This window comes from Enterobacter sp. BNK-8 (assembly GCF_048685095.1).
Classification (GTDB): Bacteria; Pseudomonadota; Gammaproteobacteria; order Enterobacterales; family Enterobacteriaceae; genus Enterobacter; species Enterobacter quasiroggenkampii.
The window spans coordinates 3953058-3971602 of sequence record NZ_JBLQTN010000001.1 but is presented as its reverse complement, the minus strand read 5'-3'; the positions used below and the strand labels follow the sequence as shown (position 1 = coordinate 3971602).

18 protein-coding genes are annotated in these 18545 nt (G+C 54.2%); 3 read left to right on the top strand and 15 right to left on the bottom strand.

Annotated elements, in window-relative coordinates:
- Nucleotides 1-4 precede the first annotated feature (4 nt).
- Complete coding sequence (locus ACMGGU_RS19190; protein WP_420300850.1) at nucleotides 5-1144, bottom strand: efflux RND transporter periplasmic adaptor subunit; 1140 nt, start codon at nucleotides 1142-1144, stop codon at nucleotides 5-7.
- A 389-nt stretch (nucleotides 1145-1533) separates the two neighbouring features.
- Between ACMGGU_RS19190 and envR the strand changes: the two genes are divergently transcribed.
- Complete coding sequence (envR, locus tag ACMGGU_RS19185) at nucleotides 1534-2253, top strand: acrEF/envCD operon transcriptional regulator (protein WP_045910143.1); 720 nt, start codon at nucleotides 1534-1536, stop codon at nucleotides 2251-2253.
- Here the strand turns inward: envR and ACMGGU_RS19180 are convergent.
- The 14 genes from ACMGGU_RS19180 to ACMGGU_RS19115 all read right to left on the bottom strand — a co-directional run bounded on the left by ACMGGU_RS19180 (nucleotide 2169) and on the right by ACMGGU_RS19115 (nucleotide 15088).
- Nucleotides 2169-4250, bottom strand: coding sequence for a putative bifunctional diguanylate cyclase/phosphodiesterase (locus ACMGGU_RS19180; RefSeq protein WP_420300849.1), 2082 nt, complete (start codon nucleotides 4248-4250; stop codon nucleotides 2169-2171). The two genes, envR and ACMGGU_RS19180, sit on opposite strands and share 85 nt — an antisense overlap.
- Nucleotides 4251-4389: 139 nt before the next feature.
- Nucleotides 4390-4554, bottom strand: a complete 165-nt coding sequence (locus ACMGGU_RS19175; protein ID WP_008502862.1) for a DUF2556 family protein — start codon at nucleotides 4552-4554, stop codon at nucleotides 4390-4392.
- Nucleotides 4555-4731: 177 nt separating this feature from the next.
- Nucleotides 4732-5028, bottom strand: coding sequence for a DNA-binding transcriptional regulator Fis (gene fis / locus ACMGGU_RS19170; protein WP_000462905.1), 297 nt, complete (start codon nucleotides 5026-5028; stop codon nucleotides 4732-4734).
- Between the two features lie 23 nt (nucleotides 5029-5051).
- A complete protein-coding gene (gene dusB, locus ACMGGU_RS19165) occupies nucleotides 5052-6017 on the bottom strand; it encodes a tRNA dihydrouridine synthase DusB (protein WP_167213201.1) in 966 nt (321 codons plus the stop codon).
- 330 nt (nucleotides 6018-6347) lie between these two features.
- Nucleotides 6348-7088, bottom strand: coding sequence for a carbonic anhydrase (locus ACMGGU_RS19160; protein WP_167213865.1), 741 nt, complete (start codon nucleotides 7086-7088; stop codon nucleotides 6348-6350).
- A 128-nt stretch (nucleotides 7089-7216) separates the two neighbouring features.
- Complete coding sequence (prmA, locus tag ACMGGU_RS19155) at nucleotides 7217-8098, bottom strand: 50S ribosomal protein L11 methyltransferase (RefSeq protein ID WP_045910140.1); 882 nt, start codon at nucleotides 8096-8098, stop codon at nucleotides 7217-7219.
- An 11-nt stretch (nucleotides 8099-8109) separates the two neighbouring features.
- Nucleotides 8110-9561 carry a sodium/pantothenate symporter gene (gene panF, locus ACMGGU_RS19150; protein ID WP_032650448.1) on the bottom strand — a complete coding sequence of 484 codons (1452 nt, stop codon included), beginning with the start codon at nucleotides 9559-9561 and terminating at the stop codon, nucleotides 8110-8112.
- Nucleotides 9551-9793 (bottom strand): YhdT family protein, encoded by a 243-nt coding sequence (locus tag ACMGGU_RS19145; RefSeq protein WP_048028794.1) that lies wholly within the window; start codon nucleotides 9791-9793, stop codon nucleotides 9551-9553. The genes panF and ACMGGU_RS19145 overlap by 11 nt, the downstream gene beginning before the upstream one ends.
- Nucleotides 9794-9901: 108 nt before the next feature.
- Nucleotides 9902-11251, bottom strand: coding sequence for an acetyl-CoA carboxylase biotin carboxylase subunit (accC, locus tag ACMGGU_RS19140; RefSeq protein WP_024906319.1), 1350 nt, complete (start codon nucleotides 11249-11251; stop codon nucleotides 9902-9904).
- A gap of 10 nt (nucleotides 11252-11261) precedes the next feature.
- Complete coding sequence (gene accB / locus ACMGGU_RS19135) at nucleotides 11262-11726, bottom strand: acetyl-CoA carboxylase biotin carboxyl carrier protein (RefSeq protein ID WP_013098992.1); 465 nt, start codon at nucleotides 11724-11726, stop codon at nucleotides 11262-11264.
- Between the two features lie 21 nt (nucleotides 11727-11747).
- Complete coding sequence (gene aroQ / locus ACMGGU_RS19130; protein WP_024906320.1) at nucleotides 11748-12200, bottom strand: type II 3-dehydroquinate dehydratase; 453 nt, start codon at nucleotides 12198-12200, stop codon at nucleotides 11748-11750.
- Nucleotides 12201-12434: 234 nt separating this feature from the next.
- On the bottom strand, nucleotides 12435-13034 hold the full coding sequence (gene msrQ / locus ACMGGU_RS19125; protein WP_024906321.1) for a protein-methionine-sulfoxide reductase heme-binding subunit MsrQ: 600 nt from the start codon (nucleotides 13032-13034) through the stop codon (nucleotides 12435-12437).
- Nucleotides 13035-14036, bottom strand: coding sequence for a protein-methionine-sulfoxide reductase catalytic subunit MsrP (gene msrP, locus ACMGGU_RS19120; protein WP_048028796.1), 1002 nt, complete (start codon nucleotides 14034-14036; stop codon nucleotides 13035-13037).
- 77 nt (nucleotides 14037-14113) lie between these two features.
- Nucleotides 14114-15088, bottom strand: a complete 975-nt coding sequence (locus tag ACMGGU_RS19115) for an MDR family oxidoreductase (RefSeq protein ID WP_048028798.1) — start codon at nucleotides 15086-15088, stop codon at nucleotides 14114-14116.
- Nucleotides 15089-15270: 182 nt separating this feature from the next.
- Here ACMGGU_RS19115 and csrD point away from each other — a divergent pair, with 182 nt between their 5' ends.
- On the top strand, nucleotides 15271-17211 hold the full coding sequence (gene csrD / locus ACMGGU_RS19110) for an RNase E specificity factor CsrD (protein ID WP_045910136.1): 1941 nt from the start codon (nucleotides 15271-15273) through the stop codon (nucleotides 17209-17211).
- A gap of 281 nt (nucleotides 17212-17492) precedes the next feature.
- Nucleotides 17493-18536, top strand: a complete 1044-nt coding sequence (gene mreB, locus ACMGGU_RS19105) for a rod shape-determining protein MreB (RefSeq protein WP_000913396.1) — start codon at nucleotides 17493-17495, stop codon at nucleotides 18534-18536.
- Nucleotides 18537-18545: the final 9 nt, after the last annotated feature.

Sequence of the window (18545 nt, the reverse complement as noted above, 5' to 3'; positions counted from 1 at the left end):
TCCCTTAACTGGCCGGAGCGGTGGTGGTATCAGGCATAGCGACGACGGTTACGCCCGGTCTAACCTTCTGTAGTCCGCTGACAATCACGCGGTCACCGTTTTTCAGCCCTTCCGTTACCAGCCAGCGATCGCCAATCGCCTGTGGCGCAACGACGGTGCGAGACTCAACCTGATTTTTATCGTTCACCACCATCACGGTGGCATCGCCTCGCGGTGTGCGGGTCACGCCTTGCTGGGGAACCAGAATCGCATCCGGCTGCGTACCTTCATCAATGCGGGCGCGAACGAACATACCGGGTAACAGCAGATGTTGAGGATTCGGGAAAATGGCGCGCAGGGTAATCGAGCCGGTACTTTCATCCACCGTGACGTCGGAGAACTGCAATCTGCCTTTCAGCGGATAGGGCTGCCCGTTCTCCATCAGTAGCTCAACGCTGCTGGCGGTATCGCCTTTTTGCAGGCTCGTCTGCTTCAGACGCATAAAATCATTACTGGACTGGGTCACATCGACGTAAATCGGATCAAGCTGCTGGACCGTTGCCAGCGCCGCGGTTTGTCCGTTCGTCACGAGCGCGCCTTCCGTCACGCTGGATTTGCCGATGCGGCCATCGACGGGAGACGTCACTTTGGTATAGGCAAGATTGATGCGTGCACTTTCAACGCCCGCTTTGGCGGCGACGACGCTGGCATCTGCCTGCTGGGCCGTGGCGACGGCCTGGTCATACTCTTGCTTGCTGACATACTGTGTGCCGACCAGCGGGAGATAACGTTTCACCGTAAGGTGTGCAATATTGGCCGCCGCCTGGGCCTTCGCCAGCTCGCCTTTCGCGTTATCGTAAGCCGCCTGATAGGTTGCAGGATCAATCTGATAAAGCGAATCCCCGACTTTTACATCGCTGCCTTCCGTGAAGTTGCGGCGCAGGATAATACCGCTAACCTGCGGACGAACCTCTGCTACGCGGAACGCATCAGTTCTGCCCGGGAGTTCAGTGGTGACAGCCAGCGGTGCGCTTTTCACAATATGCACGCTGACCTGGGGAGCCTGCGGATGTTGCGGTTGGTTTTCCTGGCCATCGCATCCTGAGAGCAGTACAGCGCAGACAATGAAACCGGCTAAAGGTAAGCGTCTGAAATGATTCGTCATTACTGGTCCTTTAAATACCCGGAAACCGATGTTTGGCGTGAATCGGTAGCAGGGGCAGCGGGATAAAAAATAAAATGTAGCTGCGTATAATAATGAGGGTATTTAATGTTTTTTAATTTATAAGTGCGAATGACAAGGTCTGAGCGGAAAAATCAGAATCAGGCTCGGTTTATTTCTCCGTCATCTTCCGGCAAGCTAATCAGTTAAATAGCGCTTAACGTGATTTAATTATTCATGCTGTGAATTTAAACTTAAATATGTATTTAGCTAAGCTATAAATTAAGAAGATTGACTTTTTTTGTGCAAAATTAAAACGAAATTTGGTGAATACTTTCTTTCTCCTGACCCCTGTGTTACGTATAAATCTTGTGAGTGGCGAGTAGTTGTCTATGGCGCGTAAAAAGAAAGAAGAAGCTCAACAAACCCGGCAGCAGCTGATTGAGGCGGCTATCGGGCAGTTTGCGACGCGTGGCGTAGCCAACACGACGCTGACGGACATCGCGGATGCCGCAAAGGTTACGCGCGGTGCCATTTACTGGCACTTCACCAGTAAAGCCGAAATATTTAATGCCATCTGGGAGCAGCAATTACCGCTTCGCGACATTATTCGCGACCGGCTTTCCCTTTCCGAAGGTGATGATCCATTGTTAATACTTCGTGAGCAATTTATTACTGCGCTGCAGTATATTGCGCGTGAGCCCCGACAATGTGCCCTTTTACAAATTCTGTATCACAAATGTGAATTTAGCAGTGATATGATTTCTGAGAGTGAGATAAGAAAACGGATTGGATTCAATTATGACACGCTGCGTGCCACGCTGGAGGCCTGTATTTCACGTAACATCATTTCGCCAAAGGTAAATGTTGATCTGACCCTGATCGTATTCCACGGTTTTTTTAGCGGAATCATTAAAAACTGGTTAATGAATAACGACAGTTTCAATCTTTTTCAGCAGGCTCCCGCCCTGGTCGATAGCATTCTGGCGACACTGCCTGTCATTCGCGTATCGCCTCATGATGATGCTTACAGCTCAGCGCCAGGTAACATTTCCCCTCGCGCGCAAAGTGCCTCAATGGTTTGCGCGCTGACGGGTTTACCTAACAGATAACCCTGAAGGGTGTTGCAACCCAGCTCGGTTAAAAAAGCTTGCTGTGCTTCGGTTTCCACACCTTCCGCCACGACTTTCAGGTTGAGTGTTTTGGCGAGGGCCACAATCGCTGAGACAATGGTGGCATCCTCGCTTTCCCCGCTTAGCTCTTTCACGAACGCCCTGTCGATTTTCAGTTCACAGGCCGGTAAGCGCTTGAGGTACAGCAGGCTCGAATATCCTGTACCAAAATCATCAATGGAGGCCTTTACGCCCGCTTCCGTCAGCTCTGTCAGCACCCGTACACTTTCATCCGGGTTGCTCATTGCCGTGGTTTCCGTCACTTCCAGGATCAACATTTCTGGTGGCACATGATGAAGTGCCAGGCAGTTGAGAACCGTGTTGGCCAGCGAAGGCTGTTCAAACTGCAGCGTCGACAGGTTTACCGCCATTGACCAGTTTTGATGTCCCTGAAGATGCCATTCACGCAGCTGGCGACAGGCTTCATTAATTACCCAGTTGCCGATAGGGATAATCAGCCCCGTTTTCTCCGCCAGCGGCAGGAAAAGGTCCGGGGTCAGTAACCCCTGCTTAGGATGCTGCCAGCGCAATAACGCCTCAAATCCAAGGATTGGACCGGCGGGAGCGTGAAATTTTGGCTGGTACAGCAGGCGTAGCTCATTGCGATCGATCGCCATCCACAGATCGTTCATCAACTGAAGATGGGTCTGCGCCAGTGTATTCATCGAGGGCTGGAAAAAGTGGTAACCGTTCCGGCCCATGTGCTTGGTATGGTACATCGCCGCGTCGGCGTTAAACATGAGCTCACGTTCGGTTTTACCGTCGTGAGGATACAGCGCGATCCCAATGCTGAGGGTCACCACCAGTTCATAGTGGTCGAGGTTGAACGGGCTATCGATCGCGCGCACCAGCGAATTCGCCAGCGATGCCGCATCGTCCGGGCCTTCTCCCTCAGCCAGCAGAACAAACTCATCACCGCCGATACGAGCCAGGGTGAACTGGCCCTTCAGGAGATGCAGCAGACGCTCCGTAACGGCAATCAGCAGCTTGTCACCAACATCATGGCCGTAAGCGTCATTGATGGCTTTAAAACCGTCGAGATCCATGAACATCAGGGCGAAATGGGTCCCTTCACGATCGGCTTTGCTGATGGCCTGATCGAGTCGGTCTTCCAGCAGGATACGGTTGGGCAGACGCGTCAGGGTATCGTGCAGGGCCAGTTGTGCGAGTTCCCGGTTAGCTTCTGCAAGTGACGAGGCCAGAAGGGCGGTACGTGCCTGAAGGCGGGCATCCAGCATCGATACCAGCAGGGTAATCCCAAGAATAGAGAGCGCGACGACGCTAACCAGCACCGCCAGCCAGCTCCCGTTGATACCCTCATGGTGAACCATTGTGGACATCGGAAACTGTGCGGCTTTCATCCCGGCGTAATGCATCCCGGCAATGGCAATGCCCATGGTGATGGCGGCACCCGTGCGCATCAGCACGACCTGAGCGGCATCGTGACGCAGGCGGAAGGTCAGCCATAATGCAGCGAGTGAAGCGGCAAGCGCAATGGCGACCGAAATGGCCACCCAGACCTTGTCCCAGATAATCCCGGGCATCACCTCCAGCGCAGCCATGCCGGTGTAATGCATGGCAACAATACCGCTTCCCATCACCAGCGCACCGGGCAGCAGACGGCGCAAGCGTAACCGATCGCAGCTAACGAGCCAGAGCGCAAACAGTGACGACCCCACGGCGATGACCATCGATAACACCGTCAGGGTGGCGTTGTAGCTCATGCTCATGGAGAGGTCCATCGCCAGCATGCCGATAAAATGCATGGCCCACACGCCTATGCCCATTGCAATACCGCCACCAGCCAGCCAGACGCGGGCAGCGACGCCCTGACTCCCGGCGACACGTGCCGCCATATTCAGTGCGGTATATGCGGCAAGAATGGCGACAACAAAGGAGAGGACAACAAGGATATGGTTGTATTGGCTGACCAGCATGGACGGTTCTACTCGAGTGTGAGGTTACGCTAGAGCGGTTGAGAAGGGCGAGACATTATCACCGTCGGGTAATGGCTCAAAGGGATTTAAATCCCCGTTTTTAGTGGGTAATAACGGGGAGATTTGCGCAATCAGGCGATTAGTCGAGCTCTGAGCAGTTCACGAGTTTCAGGGGATTCACGGAGTTCATATTGCGACACTTATCGGTTTCGGTGCTCATCAGTTCAATCCACTGCATCAGGAGTGCATCGAAAATCAGAACGGAGATTGCAAAGACAACCAGCCACCAGTATTTACGAATCATTGTGTCATTCCGCGAGAAGAGCGCCAGTAGAGTGGGGGAAATATACACCAAAAGCGGCGGTTTTAAAGCGGGATAAGCGAAGGTTTACAAAGCGTTGACGGACTGAAGCAGGAAATAAAAAAGGCGCTTCCCCATGCCGAAGAGCGCCTTTTTAAACAAGCATTTAACTGATTAGTATCAGTTCATGCCGTATTTTTTCAGTTTCTTACGCAGAGTACCACGGTTGATACCCATCATCAGCGCAGCGCGGGTTTGGTTACCGCGGGTGTATTGCATCACCATGTCCAACAGTGGCTGTTCAACTTCAGCCAGTACCAGCTCATACAGGTCATTAACATCCTGACCGTTCAGTTGAGCAAAATAGTTCTTCAGTGCCTGTTTAACCGAGTCACGCAGGGGCTTTTGAGTTACCTGGTCCTGAGAGTTAACGGTAGAAACGGTCAGTACGTCAGAATTTACGCGTTGTTCGAACATAGTTCTGTCAGCTCTTTATTTCATTACGCAAGATTTTCGAAGTATGCCTCCAACGCCTCCAGCTGTTCGCTGGCATCCTCTATGGCGTTGAATGTGCGCCGAAACTGGTCATCTGGAGCGTGCTCCTGGAGATACCAGGAAACGTGTTTACGCGCAATTCGGTACCCTTTCGCCTGACCGTAGTGGTCATGCAGTTCCCGAACATGCGAACAAAGCAAGCGCTTAATCTCTGCCAGAGGCAGTGGAGCAAGCAGCTCTCCAGTGTCCAGATAATGCTGGATTTCCCGAAAGATCCAGGGTCTTCCCTGAGCGGCACGTCCTATCATCAGAGCATCAGCTCCCGTATAGTCGAGCACAGCTCTGGCTTTAAGCGGGTCAGTTATGTCGCCATTCGCGATAATCGGAATGGAAACTTTCTGCTTAACTGCCCGAATGCTGTCGTATTCAGCTTCACCGTTGAACAAACAGGCGCGCGTGCGTCCATGAATGGTCAGGGCCTGAATGCCACAGTCTTCGGCCAGTTGGGCAATCTCTACACAGTTACGGTGTTCCGGCGACCAACCCGTGCGAATCTTTAACGTAACAGGAACGTCCACTGCGCTGACAACCGCCGTCAGGATAGCTTTCACCTGGTCGGGGTATTGCAGAAGGGCTGAACCTGCAAGCTTGCGATTCACTTTTTTGGCCGGGCACCCCATATTGATATCAATAATCTGGGCACCACTTTCCACGTTGATACGCGCGGCATCTGCCATCTCTTCAGGCACGCTTCCGGCAATTTGCACGGTGCGAATACCCGGTTCATCAATGTGCACCATCCGAAGGCGGGATTTATCGCTTTCCCAAACCTGCGGGTTAGACGACATCATCTCGGATACGGTTAAACCGGCTCCCATCTCATAGCACAGCGTCCTGAACGGCCGGTCGGTAATACCTGCCATAGGGGCTGCGATCAGGCGATTTCTAAGCTGGTGGTGTCCGATGCGCATGAGTTAAGAAATGACCATACTGTGACTGCAAGGCGGCGTATATTACGCATTTTTTGCACGAGATGAAAGGCCAAACTTTGAACAATCCACTGTTGTAGATCAAGGAATCGCCGCTCAATCTTTCCGTTAAGAATTATTCACTATTTAAATCATTATGTTATGTGGGAATGGCTATTTTATGGGCGCTTACAATTTCCCGTAACTTCTCATCATTTCTGAATAAACGGCTTACCTCAGCGGGATAATCTGCTGTTTTTAGCAGCAGATTTTCCCTCTTCTTTGCGATCTGCGTCGCATTTTAGAACATGATCTCAAGCCTCTGGATGGGCGTTATTCGACCACAACACGCCCATGCAGAGACTGTACCGGACGGTTATTATCGTGATGCATGGTATGAGTAAATTTCTCAAGCTGTTCTGCTGAGACGGTTAACGGCTGTTTGAGCACGATCCAGGTGACCCCTTCAGAACACGGTGGCGTGGTCAACGAGCCACTAAAGCGCCAGTAGGTTTTCACCTTTGGCAGCAGTTTGTTCAGATTGAGATCCTTCTCAAGGGCTACGTTCTGTTCAGCCTGCTGCGGCATCACGCTCCACAGCTTTTCCAGCTCCGGATTCGCAGCACCTTTATCAAACATGACGGCCACCACGGCCAGCTCACCCGCGCTATTTTTATGAACCAGATGCATCTCCATCGCGTACTTTTTGCCGTGCACGGTGTTTTCGCTCGGCGCATGGAAGTGGAACTGCTGTAGCGTCCAGGTTTGCTTGTCCAGGGTGATCGTGTTGCGGGTATCTGCCTTTTCGCTGGCCTGGATGGTATGGCCATTGTTTGTCAGCCCCACTGGGCCATCAATGTAGTGCGTTTTAAGCGGGGAGAGATGGGCGTTAGCGGTTGAATCAATATTAATTGGAGACTGGTTCATTCCGCTTTGACAGGTCTTGTAAGCCTCGTCCAGTTCGCCCCAGTGTTCCGGTGAACCTTCCCCTTCGTAGCTCCAGTGTGACGCAAATGCTGAAGCCGAAACCATGCTCAGCGCCAGCAGCGCTGCCTTGCCTGTAATGTGTTTCATCATATTCTTCCGGTGAATTTTTATAATACAAATCAACATGATTTGTGTGGTTATTTTACCGAAGAATGGCAGAGGGAGAGAGGATTATCAGTGGGAGAAAGGCGTGGTCAGATGACCACGCCAAATGCTTATTTTTTACGACCGGTAATACGACACCACTCTTCTTTCTCCACCACCGGGTCGAGAGTGAAAAGATCGGCGTAGGCGTCGCACACGCTGTCCGCCTGGCTTGCCAGGATACCCGAAAGCCCCAGCAGACCGCCCTCAACGGGCAGCACGCTGATTAACGGGGCCAGCTCACGCAGTGGGCCTGCCAGAATGTTTGCGACCACCACGTCGGCTTTCATGGCTTCTGGCTGCGCATCCGGCAGATACAGCTCCAGACGATCGGAAACGCCGTTACGCTCGGCGTTGTCGCGGCTGGCCTGAATGGCCTGCGGATCGATATCGATCCCGATGGCTTTAGCCGCACCCAGTTTCAGGGCGGCAATCGCGAGGATCCCGGATCCACAGCCGAAGTCGATCACCGTCTTACCGTCCAGATCGAGACCATCCAGCCACTGCAGGCACAGGGACGTCGTGGGATGGGTGCCGGTACCAAACGCCAGACCCGGATCGAGCATGACGTTAACCGCGTTTTCATCAGGAACCTCGCGCCAGCTCGGGCAGATCCACAGGCGTTTGCCGAACTGCATCGGGTGGAAATTATCCATCCACTCGCGTTCCCAGTCTTTGTCTTCCAGCTGTTCGATTTTGTGCGCAAACCCAGCGCCCAGCAGAGGGTGGTTTTCCAGAATCGCGACGACCTCTTTCATGTCGGTTTCAGCATCAAACAGGCCGATAACGTCGGTATCGCCCCACAGGCGTGTTTCGCCCGGCAGAGGCTCAAAGACCGGCGTGTCATGCGTGTCCTGGAAGGTGATAGAGACCGAGCCGGCCTCCATCAGCGCATCGCTCAGTTCCTCGGCGTTAGCGCCGGTTGTGTTCAGTTTTAGTTGGATCCACGGCATGGCAAAACTCTTTATTTATCAGTAGAAATCATAGCGGGCTGTGGGACGGGCTGACCAAAACGGTTCCCCACCACAAACGCCAGTAAACTTAGCAGTAACGAAGGCACAATCGGATGGAAGCCCAGGTACTGAATCTTAAACGTTGCGAGGACGGCGTACAGCACACCGCCGACAATCATGCCGCTCAGCGCGCCCGCCGCGTTTGCACGCTCCCAGTAGAGCCCTAACACCAGCGGCCACAGGAATACCGCTTCAAGCCCACCAAACGCCAGCAGGTTCAGCCAGATGATCATCTCCGGCGGGCGCCATGCGGCTAACATCATCAGAATGCCGAGCACCAGCGTGGTCCAGGTCGAGATGCGTTTCAGCTTTTGCTCATTATGCATTTTAGCCGGACGCGCGCTGAGCCACAGATCTTTGATGATAGTGGCGGAAGCCTGCAGCAGGTGCGCGTTAACGTTAGACATGATGGCCGCCATTGGTGCGGCAAGGAACAAACCTGCGGCCCACGGGGGAAGAACCTGCACCATCAGCGTAGGGATCACCTGATCCGGCACGGTCAGGTGAGGTAATACGGCCCGTCCCAGCGCGCCCGCCAGATGCATACCCAGCATCAGCAGCGCGACAACGACGGTACCAATCACAATTCCCCGATGAACGGCTTTGCTGTCTTTATAGGAGATACAGCGCACGGCGGTATGCGGCAGACCGATAACCCCGAAGCAGACCAGCACCCAGAAGGAGGTCATAAACGCGGGCGTCAGGATATCATCAGCACCATGAGGGCTGACCAGTTTAGGATCGATCTGCTCCAGCGTTTGCACCGCATTGTGTAATCCACCGGCCGCGTAGATGACGCCGACCAGCAGCACAAGGGTGCCTATCAGCATCACCATGCCCTGCATGGTATCGTTCAGCACGCTGGCGCGGAAGCCGCCAAACGCGGTGTACAGCGCAATCGTGATCCCGAAGATGAGCAGCCCGGTCTCGTACTTAATACCCGCAGCCGTTTCCAGCAGGCGCGCGCCGCCAATAAACTGAACAGCAATGGCGCCGACGAAGGCGACAATGAGGCTGATACTGGCAATCCAGACCACCGCGCGGCTCTGATAACGCGCCTGCAGCATATCGTTTAGCGTAATGGCGTTATAGCGGCGAGCGAGTATGGCAAATTTTTTGCCCAGAATACCCAGTGACAGCCAGATCGTGGGCACCTGGATCATGGCCAGCAGTACCCAGCCCAGCCCGTATTTATACGCCGCGCCCGGCCCGCCAATGAACGAACTGGCGCTCACGTACGTGGCGGTCAACGTCATCGCCAGCACAAACCCGCCCATCGAACGGCTGCCGAGGAAATATTCGCTCAGGAACGATCCGGTACTGCGTTTGCGCATGGCATAGAAAGAGAGGCCAAAAACCACGATCAAATAGACAACCAGTACGGTGATGATTTCAGTTTGCATCACGATCCTCCAGCGGGAAATCGCGGAAGATAAAGCGCACCATCAGCCAGCTGAGCAAAATGAAAATCAACGGTACCAGCAGACACGCCATTTCAAACCAGTGCGGCAGGCCGGTGATACCGGAGGCTGAATTTGGTAAGTAAGCAGTTACTAACCATGCGGCGAGATAGAGAAGGGTCAGCCACAGCGCCCAGCGCGCTTCTTTATGGGCCTGAACAAAACGTTTGTCCATTTTTTGTCCCTTGTGGATGAAGAAAGCGGGGATTGTACATGATGAGGCTTTCCAGGCCCCAGAAATAAAAAAGGCCGGATAATCCGGCCTTTTCGTGCGCGCGCAGTCTTACTTCTCGTTAAGACCGAGTTTCTTCTCGAGATAGTGGATGTTGGTTCCACCATTCTGGAAGTGCTCGTCGCTCATGATACGCATCTGCAGATCAACGTTGGTTTTGATACCGTCGATGATCAGCTCCTGCAGGGCGTTCTTCATGCGGGCAATCGCCACGTCACGGTTTTCGCCGTAGCAGATGAGCTTGCCGATCATTGAGTCATAGTACGGCGGTACGGTGTAACCGGCGTAGATATGAGACTCCCAGCGCACACCAAAACCACCCGGCGCGTGGAAACGCGTGATTTTACCCGGGCTTGGCAGGAAGGTGTTCGGGTCTTCGGCGTTGATACGACACTCGATCGCATGGCCTTTCACCACAACTTCTTCCTGCTTGATGGAGAGCGGCTGGCCTGCAGCGATACGCAGCTGTTCTTTGATCAGGTCAACGCCGGTGATCATTTCGGTAACCGGGTGTTCAACCTGAATACGGGTGTTCATTTCGATGAAATAGAACTCGCCGTTTTCGAACAGGAACTCAAAGGTACCCGCCCCGCGATAGCCGATATCGACACACGCTTTGGCGCAACGCTCGCCGATGTAGCGACGCAGTTCCGGGGTAATACCCGGTGCTGGCGCTTCTTCGACCACTTTCTGGTGACGACGCTGCATGGAGCAGTCACGTTCTGCCAGATAGATCGCGTTACCCTGACCGTCAGCCAGCACCTGAATTTCGATGTGGCGTGGGTTTTCCAGGTATTTTTCCATGTATACCATGTCATTGCTGAAAGCGGCTTTCGCTTCAGCTTTGGTCATGGAGATGGACTGCGCCAGGTCGGCATCGCTACGCACAACGCGCATACCGCGACCGCCGCCGCCGCCAGACGCCTTGATGATAACCGGGTAGCCAATGCGTTTAGCATGAGCACGGTTAGCATCCATGTCGTCGGTCAGAGGGCCGTCAGAGCCTGGTACGGTTGGCACACCGGCTTTTTTCATCGCGGTGATTGCAGACACTTTGTCGCCCATCAGGCGGATGGTGTCGGCTTTCGGACCGATGAAGATGAAGCCAGAGCGTTCAACCTGCTCAGCAAAGTTGGCGTTCTCAGAGAGGAAGCCGTAACCCGGATGAATTGCCACCGCGCCGGTGATTTCAGCGGCGCTGATGATAGCCGGGATGTTCAGATAGCTTTTTACGGACGGAGCCGGGCCAATACAGACCGTCTCATCCGCCAGCAATACGTGTTTTAAATCGCGATCCGCGCTTGAGTGCACCGCGACGGTCTTGATGCCCAGTTCTTTACAGGCACGAAGAATACGCAGAGCAATCTCGCCGCGGTTGGCGATAACAATTTTATCCAGCATGTTCGCCTCGTTACTCGATGACGACCAGCGGCTCGTCAAATTCAACCGGCTGACCACTTTCGACCAGAATCGCTTTCACAGTACCTGATTTGTCTGCTTCGATCTGGTTCATCATTTTCATCGCTTCAACGATGCACAGGGTATCGCCTACGTTGACTTTCTGACCCACTTCGATGAACGCCTTCGCGTCCGGGCTCGGGGTGCGGTAGAAAGTACCAACCATTGGGGAACGTACGATGTGACCACTGATTTCTGCTGCAGCGGCAGGTGCGGCTTCAGTTGCTGCTGGTGCAACGGCTGCGGAGAGCGCAGGCTGCTGCACTGGCGCAGCATAAGCCTGCTGCATTACCGGGAAGCTAGCGGCTGGGGCTGCACGGCTGATGCGTACAGACTCTTCGCCTTCAGAAATTTCCAGTTCGGAGATGCCTGATTCTTCAACCAGCTCGATCAGTTTTTTAATCTTACGAATATCCATGAGTGGGTTCCGTACTCTTGTTTAGTGTGATTGTGACAAGCGTTTTACCGCTGTCTGTAAAGCGTATGAATAGCCGTCTGCGCCCAGTCCGCAGATAACGCCAGCAGCGATATCTGACAGATACGAATGGTGGCGGAACGGCTCTCGGGCGTGCACGTTACTCAGGTGGATCTCGATAAACGGGATACTCACCGCGAGCAGTGCGTCGCGGATAGCAACACTGGTGTGCGTAAACGCGGCCGGATTGATCAGGATATAGTCCACATTGTCTTTAGCCTGATGAATACGGTCGATGATTGCGTACTCCGCATTCGACTGAAAATGATCCAAATCCACATTCAGTGACGCTGCTTCCGTTCCCAGACGGTTAACAATTTCACTCAATGTCAGCGTGCCGTACTTCTCTGGCTCACGGGTTCCGAGCATGTTCAGGTTCGGTCCGTTCAAAACTAAGATATGGAACTTATCAGTCATTATGCCGCTATCTCCTGCGATTTTCGGGTAAAAAACAAAATATACCTTCGAAACGCAAATGTCACCTTTTCAGAGGCTTAAAACCGCTGTCAGGCGAACCAAGGTCGCACATTATAACGATTTCGTAGCATTTAGCAGCTAAATACTGGTCTTATCAGGGAAGATTATCAACCGCTATCCGAAAAAGATTTGCGGTTGACGGGGAATATGCGGGAAAACGCACAGTTTCGCGCACTATCGCAACCACTGGCGGAACTTCTTGTAACGCCATGCTAAAAGCGCCACGGCGGCCAGTGCGTACAGGACCGGCTGCGGGGAGAGGATCTTCACCGACCACAGGTAATGAATAGGGGCGAGGATCGCGACAAGATAGACGAAGTTGTGCAGCAGCTGCCAGCGCCTGCCCAGTTTTCGCTGTGCATATTGCGTGGAGGTCAGCGCTAACGCCAGTAAAATCACCCAGCTCACAATACCCAGCGTCAGATAAGGGCGTGTCACCAGTTCGCGGCCAAGCAGTGCCAGATTGTTAATTCCCAACTCCAGCAGGGCATAGCTGGTGAGATGCAGCGTCGCCCAGGCAAAACACCATAGCCCTAACAGTCGACGGGTGCGTATCAATAGTGGCTGTTTAGCGTAGCGCGCCAGCGGCGAGACGAGCAAGGTGGCCAGCAAAAATTTCAGAGCCATCCGACCGGTAAAATGCTGGATATCCTTGGCCGGATCGGCGCTAAAGAGCCCCTGGCTGGCGGCCCAGAACAGCCATATAAAAGGAAGCAGCCCGGCCAGATGCAGAAGCACTTTCAGCCAGGTAATCTGTTTTGCCGTTAAACGCACTCAGAAGTTCTCCCGTAAATTGAGGCCACGGTACAGCGAGGCCACTTCATCCGCATAACCGTTAAACAGCAGCGTGGGCTGACGCTTCACGTCCAGCGCGCCGCCGGAACCGATAAACCGCTCGGTCGCCTGCGACCAGCGCGGGTGATCCACATGCGGGTTAACGTTGGCGAAGAAACCGTATTCGTCCGGGGCCGCCAGATTCCAGGTGGTTGGCGGGCGCTCGCGGGTGAGCTTAATGCTGACGATGGACTTAATTCCTTTGAAACCGTATTTCCACGGTACGGTTAAACGAATGGGGGCACCGTTCTGCGGCGGAAGCGCCTTGCCGTACACGCCGACGGTCAGCAGGGTAAGCGGGTGCATCGCCTCATCGAGGCGTAACCCTTCCACATACGGATACTCAAGCCCGCCGCCAATAAACCGGTCTTTTTGTCCAGGCATCTCGTCCGGCGCATAGCGCGTCTGGAAGGCGACATATTTTGCGTTGCTGGTGGGCTCAACCATCGCCAGTAATTTATGCAGCGGGAAGCCAATCCAGGGCACCACCATCGACCAGGCTTCCACACAGCGCATACGGTAGATACGCTCTTCGAGCGGGAAACGGGTGGTCAGATCGTGATGATCCAGCGTCAGAGGTTTCGCCACTTCGCCCTCAATCTTCAGCGTCCACGGATCGGTTTTGAGGCTACCGGCGTTGGCGGCAGGATCGGCCTTGTCGAGACCAAATTCGTAGAAGTTGTTGTAGCCGGTGACTTTATCTTCTGGCGTAAGCGCGAGTTTGTTCTGCCATTGGGCGGGTTTCGTAAAGGTGAGCGGGGCGCCGGAAGGGGCCTTCGGCCGATCGTTGCCTTTAAACCAGTCGAGCAGGTCGGCGTGTGCTGCCGGCGAGAGCGAGAGCGCGGTGGCGCTGATGCCAAGCATTTTCAGGATCTGGCGGCGCTGTAACATAAAGACAGACTCAGACGTTACGTCGGCTTCCGTCAGTTTTCGGTTTTTCATGGCATCCTCCGTCATGCGTTTTCCTAAGCATGACGGAGGAGAGGGATTCGCGCGAATATGTCACGAAAATTTGAAGATTAGGCGATTTTCACCAGTGCGCGACCGTGGAACTGGTTATCCATGATCTTACTGGCATAGTCCGGTGCCTGGCTGAGCGTAATCTCCGTGGCGCTACGGGTGTAGAAGGATTCCGGCAGATCGCGTACCAGACGTTCCCATGCCTGCGTACGGCGAGCCGCTGGGGTCATCACGGAATCCACACCCTGCAGGCGGACGTTACGCAAAATAAATGGCATCACGGTGGTGGGCAGGGCAAATCCGCCCGCCAGTCCGCAGGCAGCCACGCAGCCGCCGTAGTTCATCTGCGCCAGGACTTTTGCCAGCACCTTATCACCGACGGTATCTACCGCGCCTGCCCAGACCTGTTTTTCCAGCGGACGGGTTTCAGCGAATTCGTCACGGCTGAGAATGCGGTTTGCACCGAGCTGGCGCAGGTAATCGTGGGTGCTTTCACGACCGGAAACCGCCGCGACCTGATAGCCCAGTTTATGCAGTAGCGTCACTGCCGTGCTCCCCACGCCCCCGCTGGCACCGGTGACGACAATTTCGCCCGATTCAGGGCGGATGCCCGCCTCTTCCAGCGCCATCACGCACAGCATCGCGGTAAAGCCTGCCGTGCCGACGATCATCGCTTTGCGGCCATCCATGCCTTTCGGCATCGGCACCAGCCAGTCGCCCTTCACGCGCGCCTGCGTGGCCAGCCCGCCCCAGTGATTTTCACCTACGCCCCAGCCGGTGAGCAGCACCTGCTGGCCCGGGTGGAAGCGCGGATCCTCGCTGGTATGAACCCGGCCCGCAAAATCAATACCTGGCACCATAGGGAAATTTCGGATGATTTTACCCTTACCGGTAATCGCCAGCGCATCTTTATAATTTAAACTGGACCAGTCGATGTCGACGGTTACTTCGCCTTCCGGCAGGCGACTCTCTTCTACCGCCTGCACTGAGGCAAGTGTTTTGCCGTCCTGCTGTTCTAAGATCAAAGCCTGCATACGGGGTCCTCTCGACTCATATGATTGGAAAATAATTTCTGAAGACTATACTCGCTCAGGGAAACGCAGTGCCGATTTAACGCAATAAATTGCCAGATACACCCGATTTGGTAGTATGCCGCATTCGAAATGCAAGTTAGCGCTTACTCGCTACCCCATCAACCCACGGAGTAATCTCAAGGATGCGATTAACGACGAAGTTCTCAGCTTTTATCACCTTGCTGACGGGGCTTACCATTTTTGTCACCCTTCTGGGCTGCTCTTTGAGCTTTTACAACGCCATTCAGGACAAACTGGTCAACCGGGTGCAGTCCGTCGCGTCGGTGATTGATACGCGTCTACTGACGACGCCGCTACCGGCGCTCACCCGTGAACTCGATGAGTTGATGGTACCTGTTGATATTGTTCAAATCGACATTCAGCAGGGAAAGCATCGTGTGTTAAGCCATGAACGGCCGGGAGGTTATCGGCCTGCGGGCGTGGTGAGCCAGTACCGGGAAGTGACGGTGCATTCCCTGAAAAATCCGGGGATGACCATCCACATGGTCTACCTCGATCCGATGGCCAGCTATTTCCGTTCGATGATGACCACCGCGCCGCTCACCGTGGCGGTGGCGTTTATCGTCCTGCTGATCTTTCTCGCGGTCCGCTGGCTGCGCCGCCAGCTCTCCGGACAGGAGCTGCTGGAGATGCGCTCCGTGCGGATCCTTAACGGTGAGCGCGGCCCGCAGGTGCGTGGTTCCGTTCACGAATGGCCGTCACGCGCCAGCAGTGCGCTGGATACGCTGCTCTCGGAAATCCAGTTTGCCAGCGACCAGCGCAGCCGTATGGATTCGCTGATCCGCTCCTATGCCGCCCAGGATAATAAAACTGGCCTGAACAACCGCCTCTTCTTTGATAATCAACTCGCCACGCTGCTCGACGATTCGGAAAAAGTGGGGACGCACGGGGTGGTGATGATGATTCGCCTGCCTGACTTTGATCTCCTGCGCGATACCTGGGGACAGCGGGCCGCGGAAGAAAATCTCTTTACGCTGATCAACCTGCTCTCCACCTTTATTATGCGCTACCCCGGTGCGCTGCTGGCCCGCTATCACCGCAGCGACTTTGCCGTGTTGCTGCCGCACCGAACGCTGAAAGAGTCGGAAAGCATCGCCAGCCAGCTGCTGAAGGCGGTGGATGCGCTGCCGCAGAGCAAAATGCTCGACAGGGACGATATGGTCCACATGGGGATCTGCGCCTGGCGTGGCGGGCAATCGACAGAACAGGTGATGGAACATGCGGAAGCGGCCACCCGCAACGCCGTGTTGCAGGGCGCGAACGGATGGGCGGTGTATGATGACTCCCTGCCGGAAAAAGGGCGCGGCAACGTGCGCTGGCGAACGCTGATTGAGCAAATGCTGAGCCGCGGCGGACCGCGTATTTATCAAAAACCCGCGGTCATGAAAAACGGCAACGTTCATCACCGTGAACTGATGTGTCGTATTTTTGACGGTTCGGAAGAGGTTATCTCGGCGGAATATCTGCCAATGGTCCTGCAATTTGGTCTGTCCGAGGAGTATGACCGCCAGCAAATTACCCGGTTAATTCCGTTTTTATCTTTCTGGCCGGAAGAGAGCCTGGCGCTGCAGGTCACCGTAGAGTCGTTAATACGCCCACGTTTTCAGCGCTGGCTACGTGATACATTAATGCAATGCGAAAAATCGCAACGCAAACACATTATTTTTGAACTTGCTGAGGCCGATGTAGGTCAACACATCAGCCGGTTACGTCCGGTGGTACGTTTGATCAATGCGCTCGGTGCGCGTGTCGCGGTGACGCAGGCAGGTTTAACGCTGGTCAGTACCGACTGGATTAAGGCGCTGGATGTGGAGTTATTAAAGCTACATCCAGGGCTGGTAAGGAATATTGAGAAGCGTACGGAAAACCAGCTGCTGGTACAGAGTCTGGTAGAAGCATGCAAGGGAACGCGAACACAAGTATTTGCTACGGGCGTGCGCTCCAGAGGGGAATGGCAGATGTTAACAGAGCGCGGTGTCATGGGTGGTCAGGGGGATTTTTTTGCTGCCTCTCAACCGCTTGACACCAACGTGAAAAAATATTTGCAAAGATACTCTGTTTGACCTGCCGTTTACGCTGTTTTCACGTAGAATATCGCGCCTGTAGCTTTGAGTATGTCGAGCAAAAAGCCAGTGAACGACCTTAACGGGTTACAAACGTCAGTGGGGAACGCTACTGTTTACTCAGCCCTGAGGGAGTCAGGGGATGATTTTGTAACATCAGGAAACGTACTGCACAAATTTTCACCGTTGCAGATGATTTTTGCGCCTTGTCGCTGCTGCGTGTGGTTGGTAAAGTAAGCGGATTTTGTTTTCCGCCCCAGCTTTCAGGATTATCCCTTAGTATGTTGAAAAAATTTCGTGGCATGTTTTCCAATGACCTGTCCATTGACCTGGGTACTGCGAATACCCTTATTTATGTAAAAGGACAAGGCATCGTATTGAATGAGCCTTCCGTTGTGGCCATTCGTCAGGATCGTGCAGGCTCGCCGAAAAGCGTGGCCGCTGTGGGTCATGACGCGAAGCAGATGCTGGGTCGTACCCCTGGCAACATCGCCGCTATTCGCCCAATGAAAGACGGCGTTATCGCCGACTTCTTCGTGACTGAAAAAATGCTTCAGCACTTCATCAAGCAGGTTCACAGCAACAGCTTCATGCGTCCAAGCCCGCGTGTTCTGGTGTGTGTGCCGGTTGGCGCAACCCAGGTAGAGCGTCGCGCAATTCGTGAATCTGCCCAGGGTGCTGGTGCGCGTGAAGTGTTCCTGATTGAAGAGCCAATGGCGGCGGCAATCGGTGCAGGTCTGCCTGTGTCTGAAGCGACCGGTTCCATGGTGGTGGATATCGGTGGTGGTACCACTGAAGTGGCCGTTATCTCTCTGAACGGCGTGGTGTACTCCTCTTCCGTACGTATCGGTGGTGACCGCTTCGACGAAGCCATCATTAATTATGTACGCCGTAACTACGGCTCTCTGATCGGTGAAGCCACCGCAGAGCGTATCAAACACGAAATCGGCTCTGCGTATCCGGGCGATGAAGTGCGTGAGATCGAAGTGCGTGGCCGTAACCTGGCTGAAGGTGTGCCACGCGGTTTCACCCTGAACTCCAACGAAATTCTGGAAGCACTGCAGGAACCACTGACGGGTATCGTGAGCGCGGTAATGGTCGCGCTGGAACAGTGCCCACCAGAGCTGGCGTCCGATATCTCCGAGCGCGGTATGGTTCTGACCGGTGGTGGTGCGCTGCTGCGTAACCTCGACCGCCTGTTAATGGAAGAGACAGGTATTCCTGTCGTAGTTGCAGAAGATCCACTGACTTGCGTCGCCCGTGGTGGTGGCAAGGCGCTGGAAATGATCGACATGCACGGCGGCGATTTGTTCAGCGAAGAGTAGTCGAGTTTG